Annotated in this window: 23 protein-coding genes; 13 read left to right on the forward strand and 10 right to left on the reverse strand. The window is 72.1% G+C overall.

The features are described from left to right. The first annotated feature begins 223 nt into the window (after positions 1-223). Positions 224-1,636 carry a hypothetical protein gene (locus tag AB0959_RS03330; protein ID WP_366824527.1) on the forward strand — a complete coding sequence of 471 codons (1,413 nt, stop codon included), beginning with the start codon at positions 224-226 and terminating at the stop codon, positions 1,634-1,636. Positions 1,637-1,655: 19 nt separating this feature from the next. Here AB0959_RS03330 and AB0959_RS03335 read toward each other — a convergent pair whose 3' ends face one another. After that, complete coding sequence (locus AB0959_RS03335) at positions 1,656-2,069, reverse strand: VOC family protein (RefSeq protein WP_366824528.1); 414 nt, start codon at positions 2,067-2,069, stop codon at positions 1,656-1,658. A 417-nt stretch (positions 2,070-2,486) separates the two neighbouring features. Here AB0959_RS03335 and AB0959_RS03340 point away from each other — a divergent pair, with 417 nt between their 5' ends. The 3 genes from AB0959_RS03340 to AB0959_RS03350 all read left to right on the forward strand — a co-directional run bounded on the left by AB0959_RS03340 (position 2,487) and on the right by AB0959_RS03350 (position 5,665). Further along, a complete protein-coding gene (locus AB0959_RS03340) occupies positions 2,487-4,085 on the forward strand; it encodes an ABC-F family ATP-binding cassette domain-containing protein (RefSeq protein WP_366824529.1) in 1,599 nt (532 codons plus the stop codon). Between the two features lie 383 nt (positions 4,086-4,468). Further along, positions 4,469-4,687: a helix-turn-helix domain-containing protein gene (locus tag AB0959_RS03345; RefSeq protein ID WP_019060653.1), complete on the forward strand. Its 219-nt coding sequence runs from the start codon at positions 4,469-4,471 to the stop codon at positions 4,685-4,687. 174 nt (positions 4,688-4,861) lie between these two features. Beyond that, positions 4,862-5,665: an enoyl-CoA hydratase/isomerase family protein gene (locus AB0959_RS03350; RefSeq protein ID WP_366824530.1), complete on the forward strand. Its 804-nt coding sequence runs from the start codon at positions 4,862-4,864 to the stop codon at positions 5,663-5,665. A 224-nt stretch (positions 5,666-5,889) separates the two neighbouring features. On the opposite strand, the gene AB0959_RS03355 is transcribed toward AB0959_RS03350, so the two are convergent. Next, complete coding sequence (locus AB0959_RS03355) at positions 5,890-6,636, reverse strand: nucleopolyhedrovirus P10 family protein (RefSeq protein WP_366824531.1); 747 nt, start codon at positions 6,634-6,636, stop codon at positions 5,890-5,892. An 86-nt stretch (positions 6,637-6,722) separates the two neighbouring features. Here AB0959_RS03355 and AB0959_RS03360 point away from each other — a divergent pair, with 86 nt between their 5' ends. The 5 genes from AB0959_RS03360 to amaP all read left to right on the forward strand — a co-directional run bounded on the left by AB0959_RS03360 (position 6,723) and on the right by amaP (position 9,338). Further along, positions 6,723-7,211, forward strand: a complete 489-nt coding sequence (locus AB0959_RS03360; protein ID WP_366824532.1) for an Asp23/Gls24 family envelope stress response protein — start codon at positions 6,723-6,725, stop codon at positions 7,209-7,211. A 296-nt stretch (positions 7,212-7,507) separates the two neighbouring features. After that, complete coding sequence (locus AB0959_RS03365; RefSeq protein ID WP_366824533.1) at positions 7,508-7,693, forward strand: hypothetical protein; 186 nt, start codon at positions 7,508-7,510, stop codon at positions 7,691-7,693. Between the two features lie 5 nt (positions 7,694-7,698). Then, positions 7,699-8,076, forward strand: a complete 378-nt coding sequence (locus tag AB0959_RS03370) for a hypothetical protein (RefSeq protein WP_366824534.1) — start codon at positions 7,699-7,701, stop codon at positions 8,074-8,076. Then, positions 8,073-8,756: a DUF6286 domain-containing protein gene (locus tag AB0959_RS03375; RefSeq protein ID WP_366824535.1), complete on the forward strand. Its 684-nt coding sequence runs from the start codon at positions 8,073-8,075 to the stop codon at positions 8,754-8,756. Before AB0959_RS03370 ends, AB0959_RS03375 begins: the two co-directional genes overlap by 4 nt. Positions 8,757-8,759: 3 nt before the next feature. Beyond that, a complete protein-coding gene (amaP, locus tag AB0959_RS03380; RefSeq protein ID WP_366824536.1) occupies positions 8,760-9,338 on the forward strand; it encodes an alkaline shock response membrane anchor protein AmaP in 579 nt (192 codons plus the stop codon). A gap of 811 nt (positions 9,339-10,149) precedes the next feature. Here amaP and AB0959_RS03385 read toward each other — a convergent pair. The 4 genes from AB0959_RS03385 to AB0959_RS03400 form a co-directional block, all read right to left on the reverse strand. Continuing rightward, the gene (locus tag AB0959_RS03385; protein ID WP_366824537.1) at positions 10,150-10,905 is read right to left on the reverse strand and encodes an SDR family oxidoreductase; all 756 of its coding nucleotides are present in this window, start codon (positions 10,903-10,905) and stop codon (positions 10,150-10,152) included. Between the two features lie 52 nt (positions 10,906-10,957). Continuing rightward, on the reverse strand, positions 10,958-11,275 hold the full coding sequence (locus AB0959_RS03390) for a hypothetical protein (protein WP_366824538.1): 318 nt from the start codon (positions 11,273-11,275) through the stop codon (positions 10,958-10,960). Further along, the gene (locus tag AB0959_RS03395; RefSeq protein WP_366824539.1) at positions 11,272-11,829 is read right to left on the reverse strand and encodes a sigma-70 family RNA polymerase sigma factor; all 558 of its coding nucleotides are present in this window, start codon (positions 11,827-11,829) and stop codon (positions 11,272-11,274) included. The genes AB0959_RS03390 and AB0959_RS03395 overlap by 4 nt, the downstream gene beginning before the upstream one ends. Before the next feature lie 155 nt (positions 11,830-11,984). After that, complete coding sequence (locus tag AB0959_RS03400) at positions 11,985-13,547, reverse strand: sodium:solute symporter (RefSeq protein ID WP_366824540.1); 1,563 nt, start codon at positions 13,545-13,547, stop codon at positions 11,985-11,987. Positions 13,548-13,715: 168 nt separating this feature from the next. On the opposite strand from AB0959_RS03400, the gene AB0959_RS03405 reads away from it, so the two are divergent. From AB0959_RS03405 to AB0959_RS03420, 4 genes are all read left to right on the forward strand, one after another. After that, a complete protein-coding gene (locus AB0959_RS03405; RefSeq protein ID WP_366824541.1) occupies positions 13,716-13,967 on the forward strand; it encodes a DUF3311 domain-containing protein in 252 nt (83 codons plus the stop codon). Between the two features lie 106 nt (positions 13,968-14,073). Beyond that, positions 14,074-16,245, forward strand: coding sequence for a carbon starvation CstA family protein (locus AB0959_RS03410; RefSeq protein ID WP_366824542.1), 2,172 nt, complete (start codon positions 14,074-14,076; stop codon positions 16,243-16,245). Next, entirely contained in the window at positions 16,242-16,433 is a 192-nt protein-coding gene (locus AB0959_RS03415) for a CstA-like transporter-associated (seleno)protein (protein ID WP_366824543.1), read from the forward strand. The genes AB0959_RS03410 and AB0959_RS03415 overlap by 4 nt, the downstream gene beginning before the upstream one ends. Positions 16,434-16,535: 102 nt before the next feature. Beyond that, positions 16,536-17,489, forward strand: coding sequence for a hypothetical protein (locus tag AB0959_RS03420; RefSeq protein WP_366824544.1), 954 nt, complete (start codon positions 16,536-16,538; stop codon positions 17,487-17,489). Between the two features lie 33 nt (positions 17,490-17,522). Here AB0959_RS03420 and AB0959_RS03425 read toward each other — a convergent pair whose 3' ends face one another. The 4 genes from AB0959_RS03425 to AB0959_RS03440 form a co-directional block, all read right to left on the reverse strand. Continuing rightward, the gene (locus AB0959_RS03425) at positions 17,523-18,326 is read right to left on the reverse strand and encodes an SURF1 family protein (RefSeq protein ID WP_366824545.1); all 804 of its coding nucleotides are present in this window, start codon (positions 18,324-18,326) and stop codon (positions 17,523-17,525) included. 78 nt (positions 18,327-18,404) lie between these two features. Then, positions 18,405-18,638, reverse strand: coding sequence for a hypothetical protein (locus AB0959_RS03430; RefSeq protein WP_366824546.1), 234 nt, complete (start codon positions 18,636-18,638; stop codon positions 18,405-18,407). Positions 18,639-18,756: 118 nt separating this feature from the next. Further along, a complete protein-coding gene (locus AB0959_RS03435) occupies positions 18,757-19,731 on the reverse strand; it encodes a DEDDh family exonuclease (RefSeq protein ID WP_366824547.1) in 975 nt (324 codons plus the stop codon). 176 nt (positions 19,732-19,907) lie between these two features. Then, the gene (locus AB0959_RS03440) at positions 19,908-23,003 is read right to left on the reverse strand and encodes an NACHT domain-containing protein (protein ID WP_366824548.1); all 3,096 of its coding nucleotides are present in this window, start codon (positions 23,001-23,003) and stop codon (positions 19,908-19,910) included. Positions 23,004-23,024: the final 21 nt, after the last annotated feature.

The following is a 23,024-nucleotide window of genomic DNA, read 5'->3' on the forward strand; positions in this document are numbered from 1 at the left end:
CGCGCGAGAAGTACGGCCATCGGGGCGCCGGGGCGCGCTCAGCCCCCGGCCGGGGCCCCGGCAGCCACCCCTCCCGTGGCGGCGGCGCTCATTCCGCTTCTGGGTCGGACAAGGCGCCGCTCACACGTGTCGAGCCCTTGTCGAGCCCCTTCGTTGGCCATCCCTGTCGCCCCCCGTGACATTCCGTTTGGGTTTTCGGACCGTCAACCGGAAGACTGCCCCTGTGACGTCCCGTACCCCGCGCGACTCCAGGCTCCGACTCGTCAGCCCGCGAAACCTGGCCGCCGCTCCCCGAGCAGCAGTGACCCAGCGCCGCCGACCGGCCCCCCGCCCCCCGGAGGGCACCCCTCCACGGGCGGAACTCGCCCGCGTGGCCCGCGCCGTTCTGGCGGACGCGGCCCGCGTCGCCCGCTGGGCCGACGCCGCCCTCCGCCCGGGCCGCGAGGGAGCGAGCTCCGACGGCAATGGCACCCTCTCCGGCGCGACCGCCGAACGGGCCGCCGCCGAGCTGGGGCTGACTCCGGATCAGGTCCGCCACGACTGGGACACGGCACGTCTCGCCGGGCTCGTCGAGGTGCACGGCGACACCGCCCGCCCCGGCTGGCGGCTGCGCGCCTGGAACCGCGACGACAGCGCCGTCCTGCGCGGCTGGGTCGCCCTCTTCGACGCCTGGTCGCTCGCCCTCCCGGAACCCGCGGACCGCGAGCACGCCGCAGTCGCCGAGGTCGTCTCCGCGATGCCCCAGGTCCTCTCCTTCCTCCAGCTCTCCGCCGGTCCCGTACCCGTCGAGCAGCTCCTCGACCTGCTGGAGCAGCGGGTCACCGAATTGCGCACCGAGCGCTGCGAGATCCCCTTCGGGCCGCGGCCCGAGCCCCCCGCGGTCGCCGAGGAGCCGGAGCCGGGCCAGGACGACACCGCGCTCGCCCCGCTCCTCGACTGGGCCCTGCACGCGCTCGCCTCCGTCGGCGCCCTCACCTACGGCGACGGACAGGCCACGCTCACCCCGCTCGGCAGTTGGGCGGTGTGGGTGAAGCTGGAGCAGATCTGCGTCGCCGCGCAGAGCCCGGCCGGGAACATCGAGGTCTCCGCCGAGGACATGCTCCGCGGCTGCGCCCAGCTCCGGCCGAACGCCGCCCGCGCCGAGTACCGCGCCTGGCTCGCCGCCCGCCCCGTCGGCAGCGCCGTCACCGAACTCATCGACGCCGCCCGCGGCGAGGACGCCCTGCTGCGCGGACTTGCCTTCGAGGCGCTCCGTGTCGTCGGCGCCCCCGCCGAGCCCGACGTGCGCGCCGTGGTCGACGAGACCCCGCTGCGGCCCTACGCCCTGCTGTGGCTCGCCGTGCACGACGGCGCCGACCCCGAGGAGGCCCACGAGGTACTCACCCGCGACGAGGCCACCTGGCTCTGGGTGGACACGGCCGCGGCCGTCGCCGACCACGGTGAGGCCCCGCTCCTCGTGCGGCACCTGGAGTCCGCCGTCCAGGGCACCGTGCCCGCCCTGCTCGCAGAGGTCCGGGCCGTCGGGCACCCCCGCACCGTGCAGGTCCTGGTCGCCCTCGCCGCCGCACACCCCGACCCCGCCCTGGCCAAGGCCGTACGCCGCGCCGCCTTCCAGGTCCACACCGGCGGGAGCTGACCGGCCCCGTGCGGCAGCGCTAGCGGCCTATCTCGGGGGCGTACGTGCCGAAGCTCCACACATTGCCCTCGGCGTCCCGGGCCATGTAGTCCCGCGACCCGTAGTCCTGGTCCGTCGGGGGCATCAGGATCTCCGCGCCGTGCCGCACGGCCCGCAGGTGGTGTGCGTCGACGTCGTCCACCACGACGTACACCCCCGTGGTGCCGGCGCCCTTCATGGCGCTGTCGAAGACGCCGCCGCGGCCCTTGGAGCCGAGCATCACCGCGCCGTTGCCCTGTGCCAGCTCGGCGTGCTGCACCGTGCCGTCCTCGCCCTCGTACACCGCCAGGGCGGTGAAGCCGAAGGCCTCCGTGAGCTGCTTGATCGCCGCCTTGGCGTCCGCGTAAAGCAGCGTCGGGTAGACGCTCGGACGCCCGTCGCTCGTTCCCGCCATACCGATCACTTCCTCGTGTCCCGGTGCCGGAATCCGACCGGAAACCCGGCCTGTCGCTCAGTCTCGCACCGGCCACTGACAACGCCCCGCGAGCCGGGAGCCGACCCGTGCGCACCACTCTCGTACGACTCCGCGCAGCGCGTCACCGGACCGTGCTCCGTACGAGGGACGCGCCGCCGTGTCACACGCACACCGGGGGCACACACCACCTACTCTGCGCCCCGCCACCGGCCGCGTCCGCCCCCGCTCCCGCCGCCCGCGGTGACCGAGACCACGTGAGCCCGTCCGGTGGGGGCGTAAAAGCGCTTGCCGCCCCCGTTAGAATCGGCCCCATGGCCATTCTCCTCGCGCATTAGACGGCGTGACCGCCCTCAGCCGCCCACCCCGCCGTCAACGACCCTGCCCTGGAGTCTGTCCGTGATCTCCGCCTCCGGTATCGAGCTGCGCGCCGGTGCCCGCGTCCTCATCGAGTCCGCTTCCTTCCGCATCACCAAGGGCGACCGCATCGGCCTCGTCGGCCGCAACGGCGCCGGCAAAACCACCCTGACCAAGGTCCTCGCGGGCGAGGGCATCCCCGCCGCGGGCACCGTCACCCGCTCCGGCGAGGTCGGCTACCTGCCACAGGACCCGCGTACCGGCGACCTGGACGTGCTCGCCCGCGACCGCGTCCTGTCCGCCCGCGGCCTGGACGTCCTGCTGCGCAAGATGCGCGAGAACGAACAGCGCATCGCCACCGGCACGGGCTCCACCCGCGAGAAGGCGCTCAAGCAGTACGAGCGCCAGGAGACCGAGTTCCTCACCAAGGGCGGATACGCCGCCGAGGCCGAGGCCGCCACCATCGCGGCCGCGCTGAACCTGCCCGACCGGGTGCTCGGTCAGCCGCTCCATACGCTCTCCGGCGGTCAGCGCCGGCGTATCGAGCTGGCCCGCATCCTGTTCTCCGACGCGGACACGCTCCTGCTCGACGAGCCGACGAACCACCTGGACGCCGACTCGATCATCTGGCTGCGCGACTACCTGAAGACCTACCGCGGCGGCTTCATCGTCATCTCCCACGACGTGGAGCTGGTCGACACGGTCGTCAACAAGGTGTTCTACCTGGACGCCAACCGCGCCCAGATCGACATCTACAACATGGGCTGGAAGCTGTACCAGCAGCAGCGCGAGGCCGACGAGAAGCGCCGCAAGCGCGAGCGCGCCAACGCCGAGAAGAAGGCCGCCGCCCTGAACGCGCAGGCCGACAAGATGCGCGCCAAGGCCACCAAGACGGTCGCCGCGCAGAACATGGCCCGCCGAGCGGACAAGCTGCTGTCCGGCCTTGAGGCGGTCCGCCAGTCCGACAAGGTCGCCAAGCTGCGCTTCCCCGAGCCCGCGCCCTGCGGCAAGACCCCGATCACCGCCGAGGGCCTGTCCAAGTCGTACGGCTCGCTGGAGATCTTCACCGACGTCGACCTGGCCATCGACAAGGGCTCCCGCGTGGTCATCCTCGGCCTCAACGGCGCGGGCAAGACGACCCTGCTCCGGCTCCTCGGCGGAGTGGAGAAGCCCGACACCGGCCAGGTCGTCGAGGGCCACGGGCTGAAGCTCGGCTACTACGCGCAGGAGCACGAGACGCTCGACCCGGACCGCACGGTGCTGGAGAACATGCGCTCGGCCGCGCCCGACATGGACCTCGTCGAGGTCCGCAAGGTGCTCGGCTCGTTCCTGTTCTCCGGTGACGACGTCGACAAGCCGGCCGGCGTGCTCTCCGGCGGTGAGAAGACCCGGCTCGCGCTCGCGACGCTGGTCGTCTCCTCCGCGAACGTCCTCCTCCTCGACGAGCCGACCAACAACCTCGACCCGGCCAGCCGCGAGGAGATCCTCGGCGCCCTGCGCACCTACAAGGGCGCGGTCGTCCTCGTCACCCACGACGAGGGCGCGGTCGAGGCGCTGCAGCCCGAGCGGATCATCCTGCTGCCGGACGGCATCGAGGACCTCTGGGGCGCCGACTACGCCGATCTCGTGGCCCTCGCCTGACCTCCGGCAGCCACCCGCGCGGTCATTTCCGCTTGATCCGATGACTGATCCAATGGCTGATCCACTGCGTATGGATCATTCGGCCGATTCGTGATCCACCATCTGTGTGAGATCTCCTCGTACCGAGGTGTGTCCTACATCGATTTCACGGCCGAGCCCTCGCGAACCGGGGGCTCGGTCGTCGCGCGCCTCTGACCTGCCGTTTCGCGGAACAACCCGTTCGGACGTACGGACAGGCTTGCGCGGAATTCCATATTCCGCTCGTGGGGATGTGCTCCCGTCGTCACAAGGTTGTCTCACGGACCTTGCCGAATGGGTGGCCATCAGGGCCCGGAGGGGTGATCATGAGGAGACCAGAGCGCACTTCCCATGAGGAGGCACGGGTGGCCGAGACTCTGAAGAAGGGCAGCCGGGTGACCGGCGCCGCGCGCGACAAGCTCGCGGCAGACCTGAAGAAGAAGTACGACTCCGGTGCGAGCATCCGAGCACTGGCCGAGGAAACCGGCCGCTCGTATGGCTTCGTCCACCGGATGCTCAGCGAGTCGGGCGTCACGCTGCGAGGACGCGGCGGGGCGACACGGGGCAAGAAGGCCTCGGCCTGACGCCGGGCGGCTCATCGGCTTCGACGGTGGCCACCCGGTCGATCGTCCCTCAGTGCCCTTGAGGGACCTGGGGGAACCCCCAGACCGACCGGGTGGTTACTGTGCAGTCACTTGAGGGCGCCGTCGTGCGACAACGTACGGCGTCCCGACCGACCGCACGCACCGGAGACGCCCATGACTTCGCTCGACAAGGACCTCGCTCCCGCACTCGACAAGGACGGCGTACGCCTCACCGTCGATGAGGCGCTCGCCACGGTGACGCTGACCAACCCGGCCAAGCGCAACGCCCAGAGCCCCGCTCTGTGGCGGGCCTTGGCCGAGGTTGGCCGGACGCTGCCGGGCTCCGTCCGCGTGGTCGTGCTGCGCGCCGAGGGCAAGTCGTTCTCGGCGGGGCTCGACCGGCAGATGTTCACGCCCGAGGGAATCGAGGGAGAGCCGTCGTTCGTCGATCTCGCGCGGAGCGACGACGCCGATCTCGACGCGACCATCGCCGCGTACCAGGAGGCGTTCGCCTGGTGGCGGCGCAATGACATCGTGTCCATCGCCGCTGTGCAGGGACACGCCATCGGTGCGGGCTTCCAGCTCGCGCTCGCCTGTGATCTGCGCGTCGTCGCCGACGACGTGCAGTTCGCCATGCGCGAGACGAGCCTCGGACTCGTACCCGACCTGACGGGCACGCACCCTCTGGTGAGCCTCGTCGGGTACGGTCGCGCGCTCGAAATCTGCGTGACCGGGCGCTTCGTCCAGGCGGAGGAAGCGGTGCAGTCCGGCCTCGCCAACCTCGCCGTGCCCGTCGACCAGCTCGACGACGCCGTGGGCGACCTGGCGTCGGCGGTGCTCGCCGCGCCGCGCGACGCCGTCATCGAGACCAAGGCGCTCGTGCGCGGGGCGCAGGACCGCACGTACGACGACCAGCGTGCCGCCGAACGCGCCGCACAGACCCGACGGCTGCGGGACCTGGCGGGGATCGGGGAGTAGGCCGGGGGGCAGGGGCGTGGGCCGCACGGGTCTCGGCGCGGGGGTCCGAAAGGGCGGCGAGTCGTAGGGTTCGCGCCCCAAAGGGGCGCGGGGCTGTATCGATATGCGGCTCCGCCGCGGGGCGCGACCAGCCACAACGGGCCCGCAGCCGCGAGACCACCCCAGCCACCCCACCCGAGGCGCCCCCGCCAGTTCAGCGGAGCGTCAGTCCACCCAGCGGAGCGTCAGTCCACCGCCGTCACCACCACCGCCACGGACGGATGGTCGGGCAGGGCCTCGCCCACCGCCACGCGCACCCCGCGCGCGACGTCGAGGACCCGTTCCGCCGTCGTGACCGCCACCTCGACGCGCACATGGCGACGCGGCAGCGCGGGGCCGGTCTCGACGAGGTGGACCGCGCGGGCCCGTCCGCCGAGCGCCCCGGTCAGACGGGTCACCCCCGGCACGGACAGCGCGGCGGCGGCCACGTGGGCCTCCTCGCCGTCGCCGGGCGGCTCGGGCACGGGTTCATCACCGGGCCGTTCGTCGGCGGGTGCGGCGGTCGTGGTGTCCTCGTCGGCGTCCGCCAGGTCCGTCACCCGCAGATCCACCTCCGTCACCGTCAGGCCGAGGTGTTCATTCGCGGCGGTGGCCAGCGAGTCCCGGAGCCGGGCCGCCGTCACCGGCAGGGATTCGGTGGCCGGGGCCGTGGGATCCGCCGACGCCAGGAAGTCCGCGCCGATCCGCAGCGGCCCCGGCGGCAGCGCGCTCGGGGGAGGCGGCACGGCGGGGTCGTACGACGCCTCCGGATCGATCGGTGAGATCCGCAGCGAGCCCAGCCGGACCCCGCGCGTCGAGTCGGCCGCGCGGCGCAGGACCGAGCCGGCCGCCTTCTCCGTGATCCAGGCACCGTCGCGCGGGCCGCCCAGGGGGAGCAGCCTCCCGAGCCCGACCTGCTGCCGTACCGCCTTCGCCCATCCGTCCACCGTCATTGCTCCAGCCTGCCGCATCCCTGGCGCGCGACCACGCAACCCCACTTACTGTGGTCGAAGGAGGACAACCGGAAGGGACGTACGGCATGACCGACATGACGCAGCGGAACCGGACGGGGGACCCCGAGAGCGAGACCGCGTCGGCACCGGGCGTCGGTACCCGCAAGGCCACCCGGCGTGGTGGTGGAGACCCGGCCACGCGGGGACGCACCACCATCGCCGACGGAGTGGTCGAGAAGATCGCCGGACTCGCCACACGGGACGTGCGTGGTGTGCACGCCATGGGCAGCGGCCTGTCACGGACTTTCGGAGCCGTGCGGGACCGGGTGCCCGGCGGGTCGAAGGCGGTCACCCGGGGTGTGAAGGCCGAGGTCGGCGAGGTGCAGACCGCGCTCGACCTGGAGATCGTCGTCGAGTACGGCGTGTCCATCGCCGACGTGGCCCGCGACGTGCGGGAGAACGTCGTCGCGGCGGTGGAACGCATGACCGGCCTCGAGGTCGTCGAGGTCAACATCGCGGTCAGCGACGTGAAACTGCCGGAGGAAGAGGAAGAAGAAGAGCCCCGTCTTCAGTGAGCCCGCGATTGCCCCTGGTGGGCCCGGGAAAGTTTTGAGCGAGTCGGAAACGGCCGGGAAAAGCGGCCGGGAAAGAGGTTGAGCAACCCCTGGCATTCCGAGGAAAGATCCCGGGACAGTCCCTGCCAGTCCGGGAAAAGCCCGGGACAGTCCCCGACCGGCCGGGAAAAGCCCGCGAGGGTTCCCTCCCTGTTCGGGAAAGAGCCCAGGAGTGCCAGGGGAACGCTCTTGGTACGCCCGTAAAGGCCCCCTGGTAGTACGCCCGCACAAGCCCCTAGGAGCACAGGGAGCACAGCATGACTTTGGCCGTGATCGGCATGATCGCCGGAATGGCACTGGCCTTCGCCGGGTACTTCGGTGGATTCGGTGCCTTCGTGCTGGTGGCGGCGCTGGGTGCCATCGGCTTCGTCGTCGGCCGGTTCCTGGAGGGGGACCTGGACCTCGGTGACTTCTTCCGCCCGCGTGACGGCAGACGGCGGTGAGCCACGTGGACGGCAGCCGCTCCGACGAGGGCCGTCGGCCGGTCACGAGCGTCGCGCCGGCCGAGCGCGGCTCCACCCGGATCGCCGACCGCGTCATCGCGAAGATCGCCTCACAGGCGGCGCGTGAGGCACTCGAAGCGCTGCCGCCCGATGCCATGCCCCCGCACGCCAGCGCCGTCGTCCACCACGAGAGCGCGCGCATCAGCGTCGGACTCGAACTCGACTACCCCTCCGACATCGGCGCCCGATGCGCCGCCGTGCGTCGCCGGGTCGCCCAGCGGGTAGAGGCGTTGGCGGGGATGGACGTACCCGAGGTGGCCGTCCTGGTCGAGCGGCTGCACCTCGTGCACGTTCCCGGCGCGGTACACGGGAGGACCCGATGAGCGAGTCCGAGGGCTCCGAAGACACGCACGGCACACAGCGGCTGCCGGTCATGGAGAAGGGGTCCGACGACGACCCGGTCCAGTCCACGTCGGCGGCCGCGTACGACCCACTGCCCGCCCTCGACAGCGAGAACGGCGACGAGAAGCGTTTCTGGTCCTCGCGCCGCATCCCCGCGGGCGTCGTCGCGCTGCTGCTCCTCGCCGGCGCGGGCCTCCTCCTGTACGACGTCGCCGCCGTCCGCGCCGGCCGGTCCGCCATGCAGTGGCGCAAGACCCTCGCCCGGGAGCTCGCCGAACGTCCCCTGGACGACGTGTGGGTGCTCGTCGGGGCCGGGGTGGCCGCCGCCCTCGGTGTCTGGCTGCTCGTGCTCGCCGTGACACCCGGGCTGCGCGACGTGCTGCCGATGCGCCGCGTCCACGCCCACGTCCGTGCCGGGCTGCACCGGGGAGCCGCCGCGATGGCGCTGCGCGACCGGGCCGTCGAGGTGGCGGGCGTGCAGACCGTCCGGGTCCGCGTGGGCCGCAGGAAGGTCGACGTCCGCGCGATCGCCCACTTCCGCGAGCTCGACGAGGTACGCGCCGACCTGGACGCCACGCTCGCCGACGGGATCCGGGGCCTCGGGCTGTCCCGGCCGCCCGCGCTGGCCGTGCACGTCCGGCGGCCCGGACGGAAGGGGTGACCGGTGCTGAGGACCGTCAACCGGGTGCTGCTGGGCCTCGTCGGGCTGCTGCTCCTCGTGGCCGGAGGGTCCGTGCTCGCCGTCGGGCTCGGAGCGAAGCCGCCCTCCTGGTGGGTGCACGACGGGCGGCACGACGTGCTGCTCAGTGACTCCGCCCGGACACGGTGGCGCGACGAGGGCTGGTGGTGGCCCGCCGTCATCGCCGCACTCGCGGTTCTCGTACTGCTCACCCTGTGGTGGCTCTCGGCCGTGCTGCGGCGCCACCGGCTGGGCGAGGTGCTCGTCGACACCGGCGACGGCGAGGGCGCCCTGCTGCGCGGGCGCGCCCTGGAGGGCGTGCTCTCCGATGAGGCGGGGCAGCTGGACGGCGTGGAGCGCGCCCAGGTGCGGCTGACCGGACGGCGCCGCGCCCCCGAGGCGCGGATGCGGCTGCTGCTCGAACCGCACGTGGACCCCGGGGACGCCCTGCACGGACTGACGACCGAGGCCCTCGCACACGCCCGTGACTCGGCCGGACTGGCCGCGCTCCCCGCCGAGGTACGACTCCGTGGTGTCAAGCACCGGGCCGAACGAGTGAGCTGAGCCGCCCGCTCCTGCGTGGGCCGGGCGAGTTGAACTGCCCGCTCCCGCATGCGCCGGGCGAGCTGAGCCGCCGGCTCGACGAGCCCGGCCGGTCTGGAGCCGTGGGCCTGGGAAGCCACCGGCAGGTCGCAAGCGATGGGCCGGTCGGGAGCCATCGGGCCCGGGAGCCGCCGGCCGGTCTGGAGCCGTGGGCCTGGGAAGCCACCGGCAGGTCGCAAGCGATGGGCCGGTCGGGAGCCATCGGGCCCGGAAGCCACCGGCCGGTCGAAAGCCATCGGGCTCGGGAGTCACCGGCCGGTCGGGAGTCACGGGCCTCGGGAGTCACCGGCAGGTCGCAAGCGATGGGCCGGTCGGGAGCCATCGGGCCCGGAAGCCACCGGCCGGTCGGGAGCCGCGGGCCTCGGGAGTCACCAGCAGGTCGCAAGCCATGGGCCGGTCGGGAGCCATCGGGCTCGGGAGCCGCCGGCCGGTCGGGAGTCATCGGGCTCGGGAGTCACCGGCCGGTCGGGAGCCGCTGGCCGGTCGGGAGTCACGGGCTTCGGGAGTCACCGGCAGGTCGCAAGCGATGGGCCGGTCGGGAGCCATCGGGCCCGGAAGCCACCGGCCGGTCGGGAGCCGCGGGCCTCGGGAGTCACCAGCAGGTCGCAAGCCATGGGCCGGTCGGGAGCCGTGGGCTTCGGAAGCCACCGGCAGGTCGCAAGCCATGGGCCGGCCGGAAGCCACCGGTCTCGGAAGCCACCGGCCGGTCGGAAGCCAACGGCCTCAGAGGCAACCGGCCTCAGAGGCAACCGGCCTAGGAAGCCGCAAGGCCTCAGAAGCCGTGCCGTGACCCGCCGTCGACCGGCAGCATGATGCCGGTCAGGTAGGACGCGGCGGGCGACAGCAGGAACGCCGCCGTGCGCCCGAACTCCTCCGGCGTGCCGTACCGGCGCAGTGGGATGCGGGACTCGTGGCCCGCGCGGGTCGCCTCCGGGTCGGCCGAGAGACCGTCCAGCTCCCGAACGCGGTCGGTGTCGATACGGGCCGGCAGCAGACCGACCACACGGATGCCGCGCGGACCCAGCTCGTCCGCGAGGGACTTGGCGAAGCCCGCGAGACCGGGGCGCAGCCCGTTGGAGATGGTCAGACCCGGAATCGGCTCGTGCACGGAACCGGACAGCACGAAACCGATGACGCCGCCCTCGCCGAGTTCCGCCGCCGCGGCCCGCGCCAGCCGGACCGCCCCGAGGAAGACCGACTCGAACGCGGCCGTCCACTGCTCGTCCGTGTTGTCCGAGAGGAACCCGGGTGCCGGGCCGCCGACGCTGATCAGGATGCCGTCGAACCCGCCGAAGTGCTCGCGCGCGGCGGCGATGAGCCGGGTCGCGGCCTCCGGGTCGGCGTTGTTCACGGCGATCCCCACGGCGTTCGGGCCGAGCGTGGCCGCCGCGTCGGCGGCGCTCTTCTCGTCCCGGCCGGTGATGACCACCTTGGCCCCGTCGGCGACGAGTTCCCGCGCGCTCGCGTTGCCGAGCCCGCGGGTCGCTCCGGTGACGACGTACACACGGTCCTTCAGTCCAAGATCCATGGCCCCTATCCTCCCTCACCCGCTTCGTCCGGCTCCGGGCCCCCTCCTCGGGTCAGCCCGGCCCCGTCCCGGCCACCGTGCCCCCGCTGCCCGAGAAGATGACGCCCGGGTCGGACGGGGTCTGGTTCAGGACCCACAGGCCGATCAGGGTGGCGAGGGTGAAGACGACGGCGATCAGGACGGCGAGGACGAGCCGGCGCCGGCGTTCGCGGCGCAGCCAGTCGCCGCGGGCGGTACGGTACGCGTCGGGCGCGGGCCGCACCCCGCCCGCCAGAGCCTCCAGCGCCGCGCGCAGTTCCTGTTCGGTGCGGCTGACGTCCGTACGGTCCTCGGAGGCGCCCGGAGTGGCGCCCGGAGTGGTGTCGTTCATCGCCGGGCCTCCATCGCCTGGGTCAGCGCGGCCAGGCCGCGGGCCGTGTGGGTCTTCACCGAGCCGCAGGAGATGCCCATCGCGGCGGCGATCTCGCTCTCCTTCAGCCCGAGCCAGTGGCGCAGGACGAGCGCCTCGCGCTGCCGGGCGGGCAGGTGCTGCAACGCGTCGATCAGCACGCGCTGGTCGTCGTGGAGCAGTGCGGTGCTCTCCGCGGAGGCGACGAGCTCGTCCGGCGGGGTCTCCACGTGCCGGCGGACGACCTGGAGGTGCCGTATCCGCATCCGTGTCAGGTTGCAGACCGTGGAGCGCAGATACGCCTCGGCCGCCTCGACGTCCCGCAGCCGCCGCCACTTCCGGTAGATCTGGTAGTACGCCTCGGCCACCACGTTCTCCGGATCGTCGGCGCCCAGCAGCACGGCGAGGCGCAGCATCGACGAGTAGTGCAGCTCGAACAGCCGGGCCAGGCCCGCCTCGCGCTCCAGCTCCTCCGGATCACTCACCGCGGGGGCGAGCGCTTCGGCGGCGGGCTGCGGGACGAGCGCCTCGCGCACGGGAGCAGCGGGTACCGGAGCAGCGGGTACGGGGGGAGGGAGTGCGGGAACAGGGGGTGCGGAAGCCGGGCGTACGGAAACCGGAGGCACGGGAACCGGAGGCACGGGAACCGGAGGCACGGAAACCGGGGGTACGGGAGTAGAGGGTCTGCGTCTCACGGGTTGTTCGCTCCCGTCTCGGGGCGCCGCCTGACGGCCAGGCGGGACGGTAGGTCGGTCAGGTCGGCGCCGCGCGGGACGCCGAGCCGTTCGAGGGCCGCGGTGCCCACCACGGCCACGGTCAGGTTGAGGGCGAGGGCGGCCAGGCCCGCGTAGACCTCCAGCGGCTGGTCGGCGGGGCCGAACGGCACGATCGACGAGAACCCCTCCCGCACCACCAGGAACGTCCCGGCCACCATGCCCACGGCCCACCCGGCGAGCAGCGCCCGCGGATGCAGCCGCCCGGTGAAGAGCCCCACGGCCACCGCCGGGAAGGTCTGCAGGATCCACACGCCGCCGAGGAGCTGGAGGTTGATGGCGTCCTGGTCGCGCAGCCCGAACACGAACGCCACCGCCCCCACCTTCGCGGTCAGCGACACGGCCTTGGCGATGCGCACCTGGCGTTTCGGGGTGGCCGTCGGGTGGACGTACTCGACGTAGACGTTGCGTACGAAGCTCGTGGCGGCCGCGATCGACATCACGGCGGCCGGGACCAGCGCGCCCACGGTGATCGCGCCGAACACCAGCCCGGCCAGCGGCCCCGGCATCAGCCGGTCCACCAGCATCGGCACCGCGGCCTCGGCCCCGCCCTCGGGCGCCCGCACCCCCGTGGCGAGCGCCGCGATGCCGAGGAAGCCGAAGAGCGCGAGCAGCCCCGTCCAGGCGGGCAGCGCCACCGTGGCCTTGCGCAGGCTGCGCGGACCGTCGGCGGCGAACCCGGCCGTGAGCACGTGCGGGTACATCAGCAGCGCCAGCGCCGAACCCAGGGCGAGCGTGGCGTAGGCGGGCTGCTGCTCGGGGGAGAGCAGGAGCGCGGAGTCCGCCGGGTCCGACCCGCCGAGCCGGTGCGCCGCCCCCTCGAAGACCGCGCCCGGTCCGCCGAGCCGCTCCAGGACCAGCCAGCACACGGCGGTCAGCGACACGAACACGGCCACCGCCTTGAGCGCCGAGATCACGGTCGGCGCGCGCAGCCCGTGCCGGTACGTGGCGACGGCCAGCCCCGCGAAGAGCGCCACCATCACCAGATCCCCGGCCGCGCCCTTCGGGTACACGCCTCCGGCCGTCAGCACCGCGCGTATGCCGAGCAGCTGCAGCGCCAGGTAGGGCATCGTCGCGAGGATCCCGGTCAGCGCCACCACCAGCGCCAGCGGCGGCGAACCGTACCGCCCGCGCACGAAGTCGGCCGCCGTGACGTACCCGTGGCGGCGTGCCACCGTCCACAGCCGGCTCAGCAGCACGAAGGCCAGCGGGCAGACGATCACCGTGTACGGCACCGCGAAGAAGGCGGGCGCGCCGTTGCCGTACGCGAGGCCCGGCACGGCGGTGAAGGTGTACGCGGTGAAGATCGTGCCGCCCAGCAGCAGCCAGGTCCACACCGGGCCGAGGCTGCGGTCGGCGAGCGCCCAGCCCTCCAGCGACGGCAGCCGGTCGGTGGGCCGCAGACGGCGCGAGGTGACGGCGAGCAGCGACGCTCCGCCGATCACGGCGAGGAACGTCGTGGTCATGGCGCCATCCGCCATGGTTCACCGTCCTTGGTGTGCCTGGACCCTCGCCTGTTGGTTGCGCGGGCGGCCGGTTCGGAGGACAGGGAACCGGCGGGAAATGTTCTGGAAATTCGCTGTCAACCAGTTCCAGCGGGTGGGCAACTCTTGCACAGACCGACAGCTATCGGGAGAGGAGAGCAGCTCATGGCACGGACCGGGCACCACGGGCATCACGAGCACCACCGGCCACGGCGCGTACGGCGCGTCGCCGCCCTGCTGCTCCTCCTCGCGCCCGCGGCAGGGCTTCTGTGGGTCCCCTGGTACGCCGGTGCGAGCCCGCAACTGGCCGGGACGCCGTTCTTCTACTGGTACCAGCTCGCCTGGGTGCCGGGGTGCGGCCTCTGCCTGCTTGCCGCGTACGTGCTGACCAGGCACGACCGACGTCACGATCCCTGACCCGCGTACCTCCCGCTCTTCCATACGTTCCGCACGTCCCGTACGCCGTACACCCGCACCGCGTACCGCCGTACCCCCAACACCACCGCTCAGGTGAGGAGCCGCCATGCCCACATCAGTCATGCCCGAATCCGGCCGTCCGGCGCCGGAAGGGCCGCCCTCCGCACGGTCGCGGCCGACCCCGCGCTCGATCCTCCTGTGGACCGCCGTCGCCCTGCTGGGCGCGGTCGGCTGGGGCGTCCTCGCGCTCTCCCGGGGTGAGGAGATCTCGGCCGTCTGGCTGGTGATGGCCGCCCTCGGCTCGTACGCCATCGCCTACCGCTTCTACTCGCGGTTCATCGCCCGGCGTGTCCTCCAGGTCGACGACACCCGTGCCACTCCGGCCGAGCGCCTGGAGGACGGCGTCGACTACCACCCCACCGACAAGCGGGTCCTCTTCGGCCACCACTTCGCGGCCATCGCCGGCGCGGGCCCGCTGGTGGGCCCGGTGCTGGCCGCGCAGATGGGCTATCTGCCGGGCACCATCTGGATCATCGCGGGCGTGATCTTCGGCGGCGCGGTCCAGGACATGGTCGTCCTGTTCCTCTCCATGCGCCGGGACGGCAAGAGCCTCGGCCAGATGGCCCGGGACGAGATCGGCAGGGTGGGCGGTGCCGCCGCGCTGATCGGCGTCTTCGCCATCATGATCATCCTGCTCGCGGTGCTGGCGATGGTCGTCGTCAACGCGCTCGCGGAGTCCGCGTGGGGCACCTTCTCCGTCACCATGACCATCCCCATCGCCCTCTTCATGGGTTTCTACCTGCGCTGTCTGCGGCCGGGCCGGGTCGTGGAGACCAGCTTCATCGGCGTGGGCCTGCTGCTCCTCGCCATCCTCGGCGGCGGCTGGATCCAGAACTCCTCGCTCGCCGAGTACTTCGTCTGGAGCCCCGAGACCCTCGTCTTCTGCCTCGTCGGCTACGGCTTCGTGGCCTCCGTGCTCCCGGTGTGGATGCTGCTGGCGCCCCGTGACTACCTGTCGACCTTCATGAAGGTCGGCACCATCGCCCTGATGGCCGTCGGTGTCGTGATCGCCGCTCCGGTCCTCAAGGCCGAGTCGGTGACGGAGTACGCCTCGACGGGCGCCGGGCCGGTCTTCGCCGGTGGCCTCTTCCCCTTCCTGTTCATCACCATCGCCTGCGGCGCCCTGTCCGGCTTCCACGCGCTGGTCTCCTCCGGCACCACCCCGAAGCTGATCCAGAAGGAGTCCCAGGTCCGGCTGATCGGCTACGGCTCCATGCTCACGGAGTCCTTCGTCGCCGTCATGGCGCTGATCGCCGCCTGCGTCCTCGAACCGGGCCTGTACTACGCGATGAACTCCCCGGCCGCGCTGCTCGGCCCGACCGTGGAGACCGCGTCGGCGGCGGTGAAGGGCCTCGGTTTCACCATCACCCCCGACCAGCTGACGGCGGCGGCCAAGGCCGTCGAGGAGCAGACGCTGGTGGGCCGCTCCGGAGGCGCCCCCACCTTGGCCGTGGGCATGTCGGAGATCTTCGCCGGGGTGTTCGGCGGCGCCGGGATGAAGGCCTTCTGGTACCACTTCGCGATCATGTTCGAGGCCCTGTTCATCCTGACCACGGTGGACGCCGGCACCCGTGTCGGCCGCTTCATGCTGCAGGACATGCTGGGCAACGTCTGGAAGCCGATCGGCCGCGTCACCTGGAAGCCCGGCATCTGGATCACCAGTGCCCTGGTCGTGGGCGCCTGGGGCTACTTCCTCTACGCCGGAGTCACCGACCCGCTGGGCGGCATCAAGCAGCTGTTCCCGCTGTTCGGCATCGCCAACCAGCTGCTGGCCGCAGTCGCCCTGGCCGTCACCACCACCATGCTCGTCAAGGCGGGCAGGCTGCGCTGGGCGTGGGTCACCGGCATCCCGCTGGCCTGGGACGTGGCCGTCACCTTCACCGCCGGCTGGCAGAAGATCTTCTCGGACGACCCGAAGATCGGATTCTTCGCCGCGCGGGATGTCTACGCCGACGCCATCGACGCCGGGAAGCTGCTGCCGGGTGCCACGAACACGGACGACATGCACACCATCGTCCTCAACAACACCGTCGACGGCGTGATCATGGCGATCTTCCTGCTGCTGGTCCTCGTCGTCCTGGTCAACTGCGCGGCGGTGTGCGTCCGCGCTCTCCGGTCCGCCGAACCGCTGCCGACGACCGAGGCTCCGTACGTCGAGTCCCGTCTCGACGTGCCGGAGCAGCGCGACTCCGAGCCGCTGGTGGGGGCGGGCTCTTGAGCGCCGTACGGAAGGTGCTGGGCGCCGTGCTCTGGTACGCGCGGGAGCTGACCGGCGAGGCGGAGTACGACCGCTACCGCGCACGGCACCGCCGCCACCACCCGCACGCGCCGGTGCCGACCCGCGGGGAGTACGAGCGGATGCGCACGCTGCGGCGTGAGTGCGAGACCCCAGGCCGCTGCTGCTGAGCAGGAAAGACCCGCAAGTCGGGCGTGCCGTCCCAGCCCCTGACGGCATGCCCGCCCGCTCCGCCCTTCACCGATGCCCCGACTGCCCATGGCGAGACCGAGATGCTCAGACGCCGTTCCTCCCTGCTGATCCGCCCCGAACTCGACGACGAACCGCTGCACACGACCCTCACCGACCTCCGTCCCGCCCAGCAGCTCCACGGCCTCGGCGCGGGCCGCACGCGCCCCCTCTGGGAGCCGGCGGCCGAACTGCTGCGCGCCACGGGGCGCGACTGGGACCGCCGGGCCCACAGGGTCTCCGTCCTGGCAGCAGGCCTGCCTGCCGTCGTCTCGCAGAGGTGGGCCGCCGACCGGCCCGGCGACGGCGACGCCCTGGTCCTGCGGGCCTTCGTGGAGGCGACCCGGGCGCCGGCCGAGGGGCCCGCCGCCGTCCGCCGCGCCGAACAGACCTGCCTGCTCGCCGCCGGGGCCTGCCCCGAGGACCCGGTCCCCTGGCTGGCGCTGCTGTCCCTGATGTACTCCTGCGCCGTGCCGCTCAAGGACGCCGTCCCCGTGTGGACCGAGGCCGTCAGCCGCGCGCCGTGGCACCGGACGGCCTACCACCGGCTGCTGGGGTACCTGTCCCCGCGCGGCCATGGGACGGTCCCCGACATGATGGACTTCGCCTGGCAGGCCGCCGCCCGCGCACCGCACGGATCGCCGGTCGCGCTCCTCCCCGTGGCGGCCCGGGTCGAGCTGACGGCCCACCGTCAGGGGGAGTCGACCCTCGCCGCCCTCGGTGCGAGCGGCCACTGGAACGAGCCCCGGGCGGGCCAGGAGATCGACGTCGCCCTGAAGGGCTGGTTCCACGCCGCCGCCGCGTCCCACGCCGAGGCAGTCACCGACCTCAACGTCCTCGCCTTCGCGCTGACCCGCGCGCACCTTCCGGACGAGGCCGCTCCCGTCTTCCGGCGCATCGGCCGCCACATGACACGTCATCCGTGGGACCTGCTGCCCGAGCCGGAACGTACCTTCGTCTACTGGCGCGACCGACTGACCGACCGCCGCCGAACCTGAGGGGCGGACCTGAGGGGCGGACCTGCGGGGCGGTTACGCCGGGGCCGGCGCCGTCTCCTGCTCCTCCTCGGAGGCGGAGGCCGCGGCCGCCGCCGCACGGTCACGGCGTTCGCGGCGGACCAGGATGACCCAGCCCACGGGGACACCGGCCGCGAACAGCCACCACTGGATGGCGTACGCGTAGTTCAGCGCCGCGTCCTCGTCGCCGGGCCTGCCGATCAGCTCCGGGGTGTCGCCCTTCGGCTCCGGTGCGGTCTGCGCGATGTACCCGCCGAGCACCTCGGCGCCGAGCCGCTTGGCCTGCTCCTCGCTGTTGATCAGCATGATCTGCCGGTCCGGCAGCCCCTTGAGGTCCTTGATGCCGCTCGCCGCGGTCGTCTCGTCGGGCATGAGCCGCCCGGTGACGGTGATCTCGCCGCGGGGCGGTGCGGGGATCTTGGGGAACGTGGTCTGGCTCGGGCCGTCCGAGGGGATCCAGCCGCGGTTGACCAGCAGGACCTTGCCGTCGTCGAGGACGAAGGGGGTCAGGACGTGGTAGCCCACCTCGTCGTCGGAGTTGGTGCGGCGACGGACGACGACCTCGTCGTCGGTGTCGAAGCGGCCCTTCGCGGTCACCCTGTGGTACCGGTCGTCCCTGGTGACGGTGTGTCCGGGGGAGGTCATCTTCTCCACGGGCACAGGCTTGGCGCCCAGCGCGTCGGCGACCAGCTGGTTCCTGGCCGTGCGCTCCTCGTAGCGGTGCATCTGCCAGATGCCCAGCCTGATCATCGTGGGGATGAGAAGGAGGGCGACCAGCGTGAGGATCACCCACTGCCGGGACAACAGGAAGCGGTACACCCCACGACCGTACAACTCGGTCAGGGGGCGCGTTCACGCGGGTGGGAGCCGAGCCGCGTGAGAACCCTTCCCGGCAGCTCAGACCCTGTCGACGATCCCCACCCTCCCCTCCGCGCGGGCGCAGTGGGCGCCGCAGTACCAGTGACCGTCGGCCTCGACGCCCTGGCCGATGATCTGGACGCGGCAGTGCTCACAGATGGGCGCCATGCGGTGGATCGCGCAGGCGAAGCAGTCGAAGACGTGCACCGCGCCCTGGGCGTGCACCTCGAAGGTCATGCCGTAGTCGTTTCCGCAGACTTCGCAACGTGTCATGCGCCACAGGGTGCGGCGCCGACGCGGCGCGGGCGAGCGGGCGCGGGGCGAGTCGCCGGGCAATCACCCGTACGCCCGGGTCACCCGCACGCCCCCGTCACCCCTCCGTCCCCTCCGGTCACCCCTCCGCAGGCTCGACGTCCCGCAGCAGCTGCCCGAACGCCGCCTCGTCGAGCACCGGCGTCCCGTACTGCCGTGCCCTGACCACCTTCGACGTACCGGAGTCCGGGTCGTTGGTGACGAGGAGACTGGTCAGCCGGGACAGGCTCGTCGCGACGTGCAGTCCGGCCTCGACGGCGCGGTCCTCCAGCAGCTCGCGGTCGACCGACGTGTCCCCCGAGAAGGCGACGCGCATGCCCTGCTTGAGTGGTTTGCCGTCCTCGTAGCGCCCCGGATTCGGGTACGGGCACGGGGGCCGCTTGCGCGACTGGCGCCAACTCCCGGGCTGGTAGCCCCCGGAGGACTGCCGTCCGATGTGCGCGGAGCCGGACCACTCGGTCAGCGGCCGGCATTCGAGGAGCGGCAGCCGCACGCCCCGGCTCACGGCCGTGTGCAGACTCGGCCGGAAGGCCTCGGCCAGCACGCGCGCGTCGTCCAGCGCGTGGTGCGCCTGCCGCTGGGCGACGCCGAAGTGGGCGGCCAGCGACTCCAGCTTGTGGTTGGGCAGCGGCAGCGCCAACTCCTTGGAGAGCGTGATGGTGCACAGCCGCTGCCGCACCGGCGCCTCGCGCTCCGCGCGCGCGTACTCCCGCGCGATCATCGACCAGTCGAAGACCGCGTTGTGCGCGACGAGCACACGGTCCGCCAGGCGGTCGGAGAACTCCTCGGCGATGTCCTGGAAAAGCGGGGCTCCTTCGAGCATGTCGCTCGTCAGACCGTGGATCCACACGGGCCCGGGATCACGCTCCGGGTTGACCATCGTGTACCAGTGGTCCTCGACCTCACCCCGCGCGTCCAGCCGGTAGACGGCCGCCGAGATTATCCGGTCGTCCCGGGCCAGGCCCGTGGTCTCCACGTCGACGACCGCGTACCCCTCGGGATACGCGGTCGGCCAAGGTGCGTCGGACGGCGCGGTCGTAAGGTCTTCGAGCATGGTCACTGAGGATACGGGCCGTCACTGACACTCCGAACGGCCACCGCCTCGAACGAGCCCCGGAGCACTGGCGTCTGCGCGCCTGAACTCCCGGTTCCGCGGGATCGTCCGGAAGTCGGCCTCCCCGCCCTGGGTCTGACGGCGTGCCAGTGCCCGCGATGGTGTTGTGCCGCTGGTCAGGGCTTGAACTTGAGACGGTCGGGTGGAAAGAGTTCGGCACCCTTCACCTGCGTGCCGACGATGGCGCGGATGGTGAGGTGCTCCAGCCCGGCGAGGGGCGTGAGGTCGATCGAGCCTCCGCAGCGGCTCAGGCCCAGGTTTCGTAGCTCGGGCAGGTTCGTCAGCGGTTCCAGCCCGGAGGCGAGGTCGCACTCGTAAAGGAAGATCTCCGTCAACTCCTGGTGACGGACCAGTGCGGCCGGTTCGACGGTGGCCTGTGTGATGCGGAGCACCTTCAGCCGGGGGACTTGTTGGAGCCGGGCCAGCTGCTCCGTCTGCCGGTCGCCGGCGACGGACAACCAGTCGAGGATCGGCCAGCGTTCGATCCCGCCGAGGTCGACGTCGCGTGCCCCGTCGTAGAGACCCAGCCTGGAAAGCGCGTCCCCGGCGGGGAGGCCGGCCACACATGACGTTCCGGAGGGCACGAAATCGAGGGTGAGCATCTTGAGGGTGGTGAGTCCGGCGAGCGGAGCCAACGAGACGTCGTGTGAGAGGCGGCCGAGGTAGAGGTGCATGAGGGGAAGTCCCCGCAGCGGGCTCAGGTCGCGCACCTGGGGGCATTGGGTGATGCCGAACGTCGCCAGTTGTGTCAGCGCCTCCAGAGGGGACAGGTCGTGAAGTGAGGGGTCGCTGTCGAGGAACAGCGTCTTCGTCGTCGTGCGTGCGGCGATGACTTCGGGGATCCCGTGCTCGCCCATGAGAAGGAAACGGTCGATGTGGTCCAGTTGTCCGAGGGCCGCCCTCTGCTCGGGTGTGCGGACCTCGACGGCAACGCCTTCCAAGGACGCGTGTGCCAGCACCGTCTCGACGTATTCCTGCGTGTCGAAGGCTCGCCAGCCCTGGGAGAGCTGATCGCCGACCTCGAACCGGGTGTCACCCCGGAACCGCGAGATCAGTTCCAGGGCCGCGTCACCCCCGACCAGCACCGCCGTCCGCACCACAGCCGCCGCGGTCGGACCGTCCAACTCCTCCGGCCCCGGCAGCAGCTCCAACACCAACTCGCCCACCTTCGCGAGCTCCGCCGCGTCCTCCATGGAGCGTGGTGGCATCAGTTTCCCCGTGCGGGCCTCGACCTCCTCCCGAACCGCCGGATCGAGCTCGGGCGCGTGCTCCAGGGAGGCGGCGGCGAGAAGCACCAGCCGCTGCCGCTGCCCCTTCACGCTGCTCGCCCGCCGCAACAACTGCCGAAGCAGTCGCCCCCGCTCCTCCACGCGCGCGTGCCCGACGGCCATCCGCACGACGTCGTCCCACTGGTCGTCGTGCGCGTTGCGGACCAGCACCCCGAAATCGCGGGCCTCGACCGCCGCCTTCGCTCCGAGGTAGTCCTGGAAGGTGCGGTGGACGAAGTCGACGTAGCCCGCCACGGGTTCGCGGAGGAGGCCACTGCGGATCAGCAGGTGAGAGAAGACCTGGTCGGCGTCGCCCTGCTCCCTGACCTGGGGCATCACGGTCAGCCACTCGTCGATCATCTCCACCGCGTCGTCCCGGGCGGCCTCCGCCTGACCGTTGCGGATGAGCCAGTACGCGAACCGCTGGAGCAGCGCGGTCTGCTCCTCGCGGGTCAGGGTGACCCCTTCGGCGTCCGTGATCTCCCGCTCCGTGTCGCGGCGTACCAGCAGCATGTCGAGGGCCGCGTCGTACACCTCCTTGCGGGCCCGGGGGAGGTGCATACGGCGGTCGCGGTTCAGAGCGCAGAGCAGGGCGCACATGAGAGGGCTGGTGGCGAGCCGGCCGAGGTCCCGGCGGGTCGCCACCGCCTGGACCAGCCCTGCCTCGTAGGTGTCCAGCCGTTCCCGTTCGGCGTAGGACAGGCATTCCTGGCGCGCCGCGTCGTGCCAGTGCCCGATGAACGCGCGGATGCCGTCCCGCTCCATCGGCAGCAGTTCGTGCGCCCTGAAACCCTGGCTGGCCAGCCACTCCTCAGGCACGGCGGACGGTCTCGTCGTCACGACGTACCGCGCCTCGGGGAAGGCCGTGACCAGCGACTTGAGCCAGCTCTCCGTACGACTCCGCAACCGCCTCGGCACCTCGTCGACCCCGTCGACCAGTACCAGCGCCCGTCCGCTCGTCAGCAGTTCCTCCACCCAGCCTTCCGGGGCCCGCAGGGGCACTCCGGAAGCGGGCAGGAAGTCGCGTGGCATGGGCAGGCCGTCGGGTGTGTTGAACGACCGCAGCCGCAGGACGAAGGGAATGCAGCGGTTCCAGTCGGCCAGTTCGGGGCCGAAGCTGCGGCGGCCCGCGTTGAGGGCGAGCCACTGGACGAGGGTCGACTTGCCGGAGCCCGCCGGGCCGCGCAGAACGAGCCGGTGGCAGCCGGCCAGTGCCTGTTCCGCCTTGACGGGGTCCTGCGCGGCGCTGGGCAGACCGAGTCGGCCCCTGTGCGTGTCGTCGAGCCGTTCCCCGCTCACGGCGAGACTGATGTAGGCGGTGTCCAGGGACCATTCGGCGACGGCCCGGCTCCCGAGGGTGATTCCGTACAGTTCGGTGCGGCTGTTCGTCTCGCTCACATAGTGTCCGTACCGCTCCTCGAAGCCGAGTGCCACGGTCTCGGGCTGCGGGCCCTGTAACGCGCGCAACAGTTCCTCGGCCCGCCCGGAGCGCCGCGTCTGCTCGACCGCGGCCCGCGCCCCGAACGACGGGTGGGCGGTCAGCTGTTCAACGACATGGGCACAGCAGAGCTCCAGCAACTCCTCGTACAGCTCGCCCGCGCGGGCCGCCAGGTCCTCCACCGGTCGGCGTAGCTCCTCGGCCAGCCGCCCGGAATCCAGGTCCGCCGCGAACAACCGCTCCGCGTCGAGCGGGCCCGCCGCCGCGAACGTGTCCTGGACTGCCGCTACAGCCGCCAGCCGCTCGTGCTCCGGCAGCGCCCCGTACGCCGACGAGATGCGGCGGGACAGGACTCGCGCCAGCTTCTCCGGTGCCGCCGGCTTCGGCAGCGGCCGAACCGGATCGCTCACCAGCCCGGCGCCCGGCCTCGGCGTCAGGAGCGACTTCACGAGCGTCGAGGCCACGGTCGACGCCAGCCGGACGAGCACACCTTCGAGTCCCTGCAATGCCGTCGCCTCCCCGTTTCA

Source organism: Streptomyces sp. NPDC046862, assembly GCF_040704615.1.
In the GTDB taxonomy this organism is placed as follows: Bacteria; Actinomycetota; Actinomycetes; order Streptomycetales; family Streptomycetaceae; genus Streptomyces.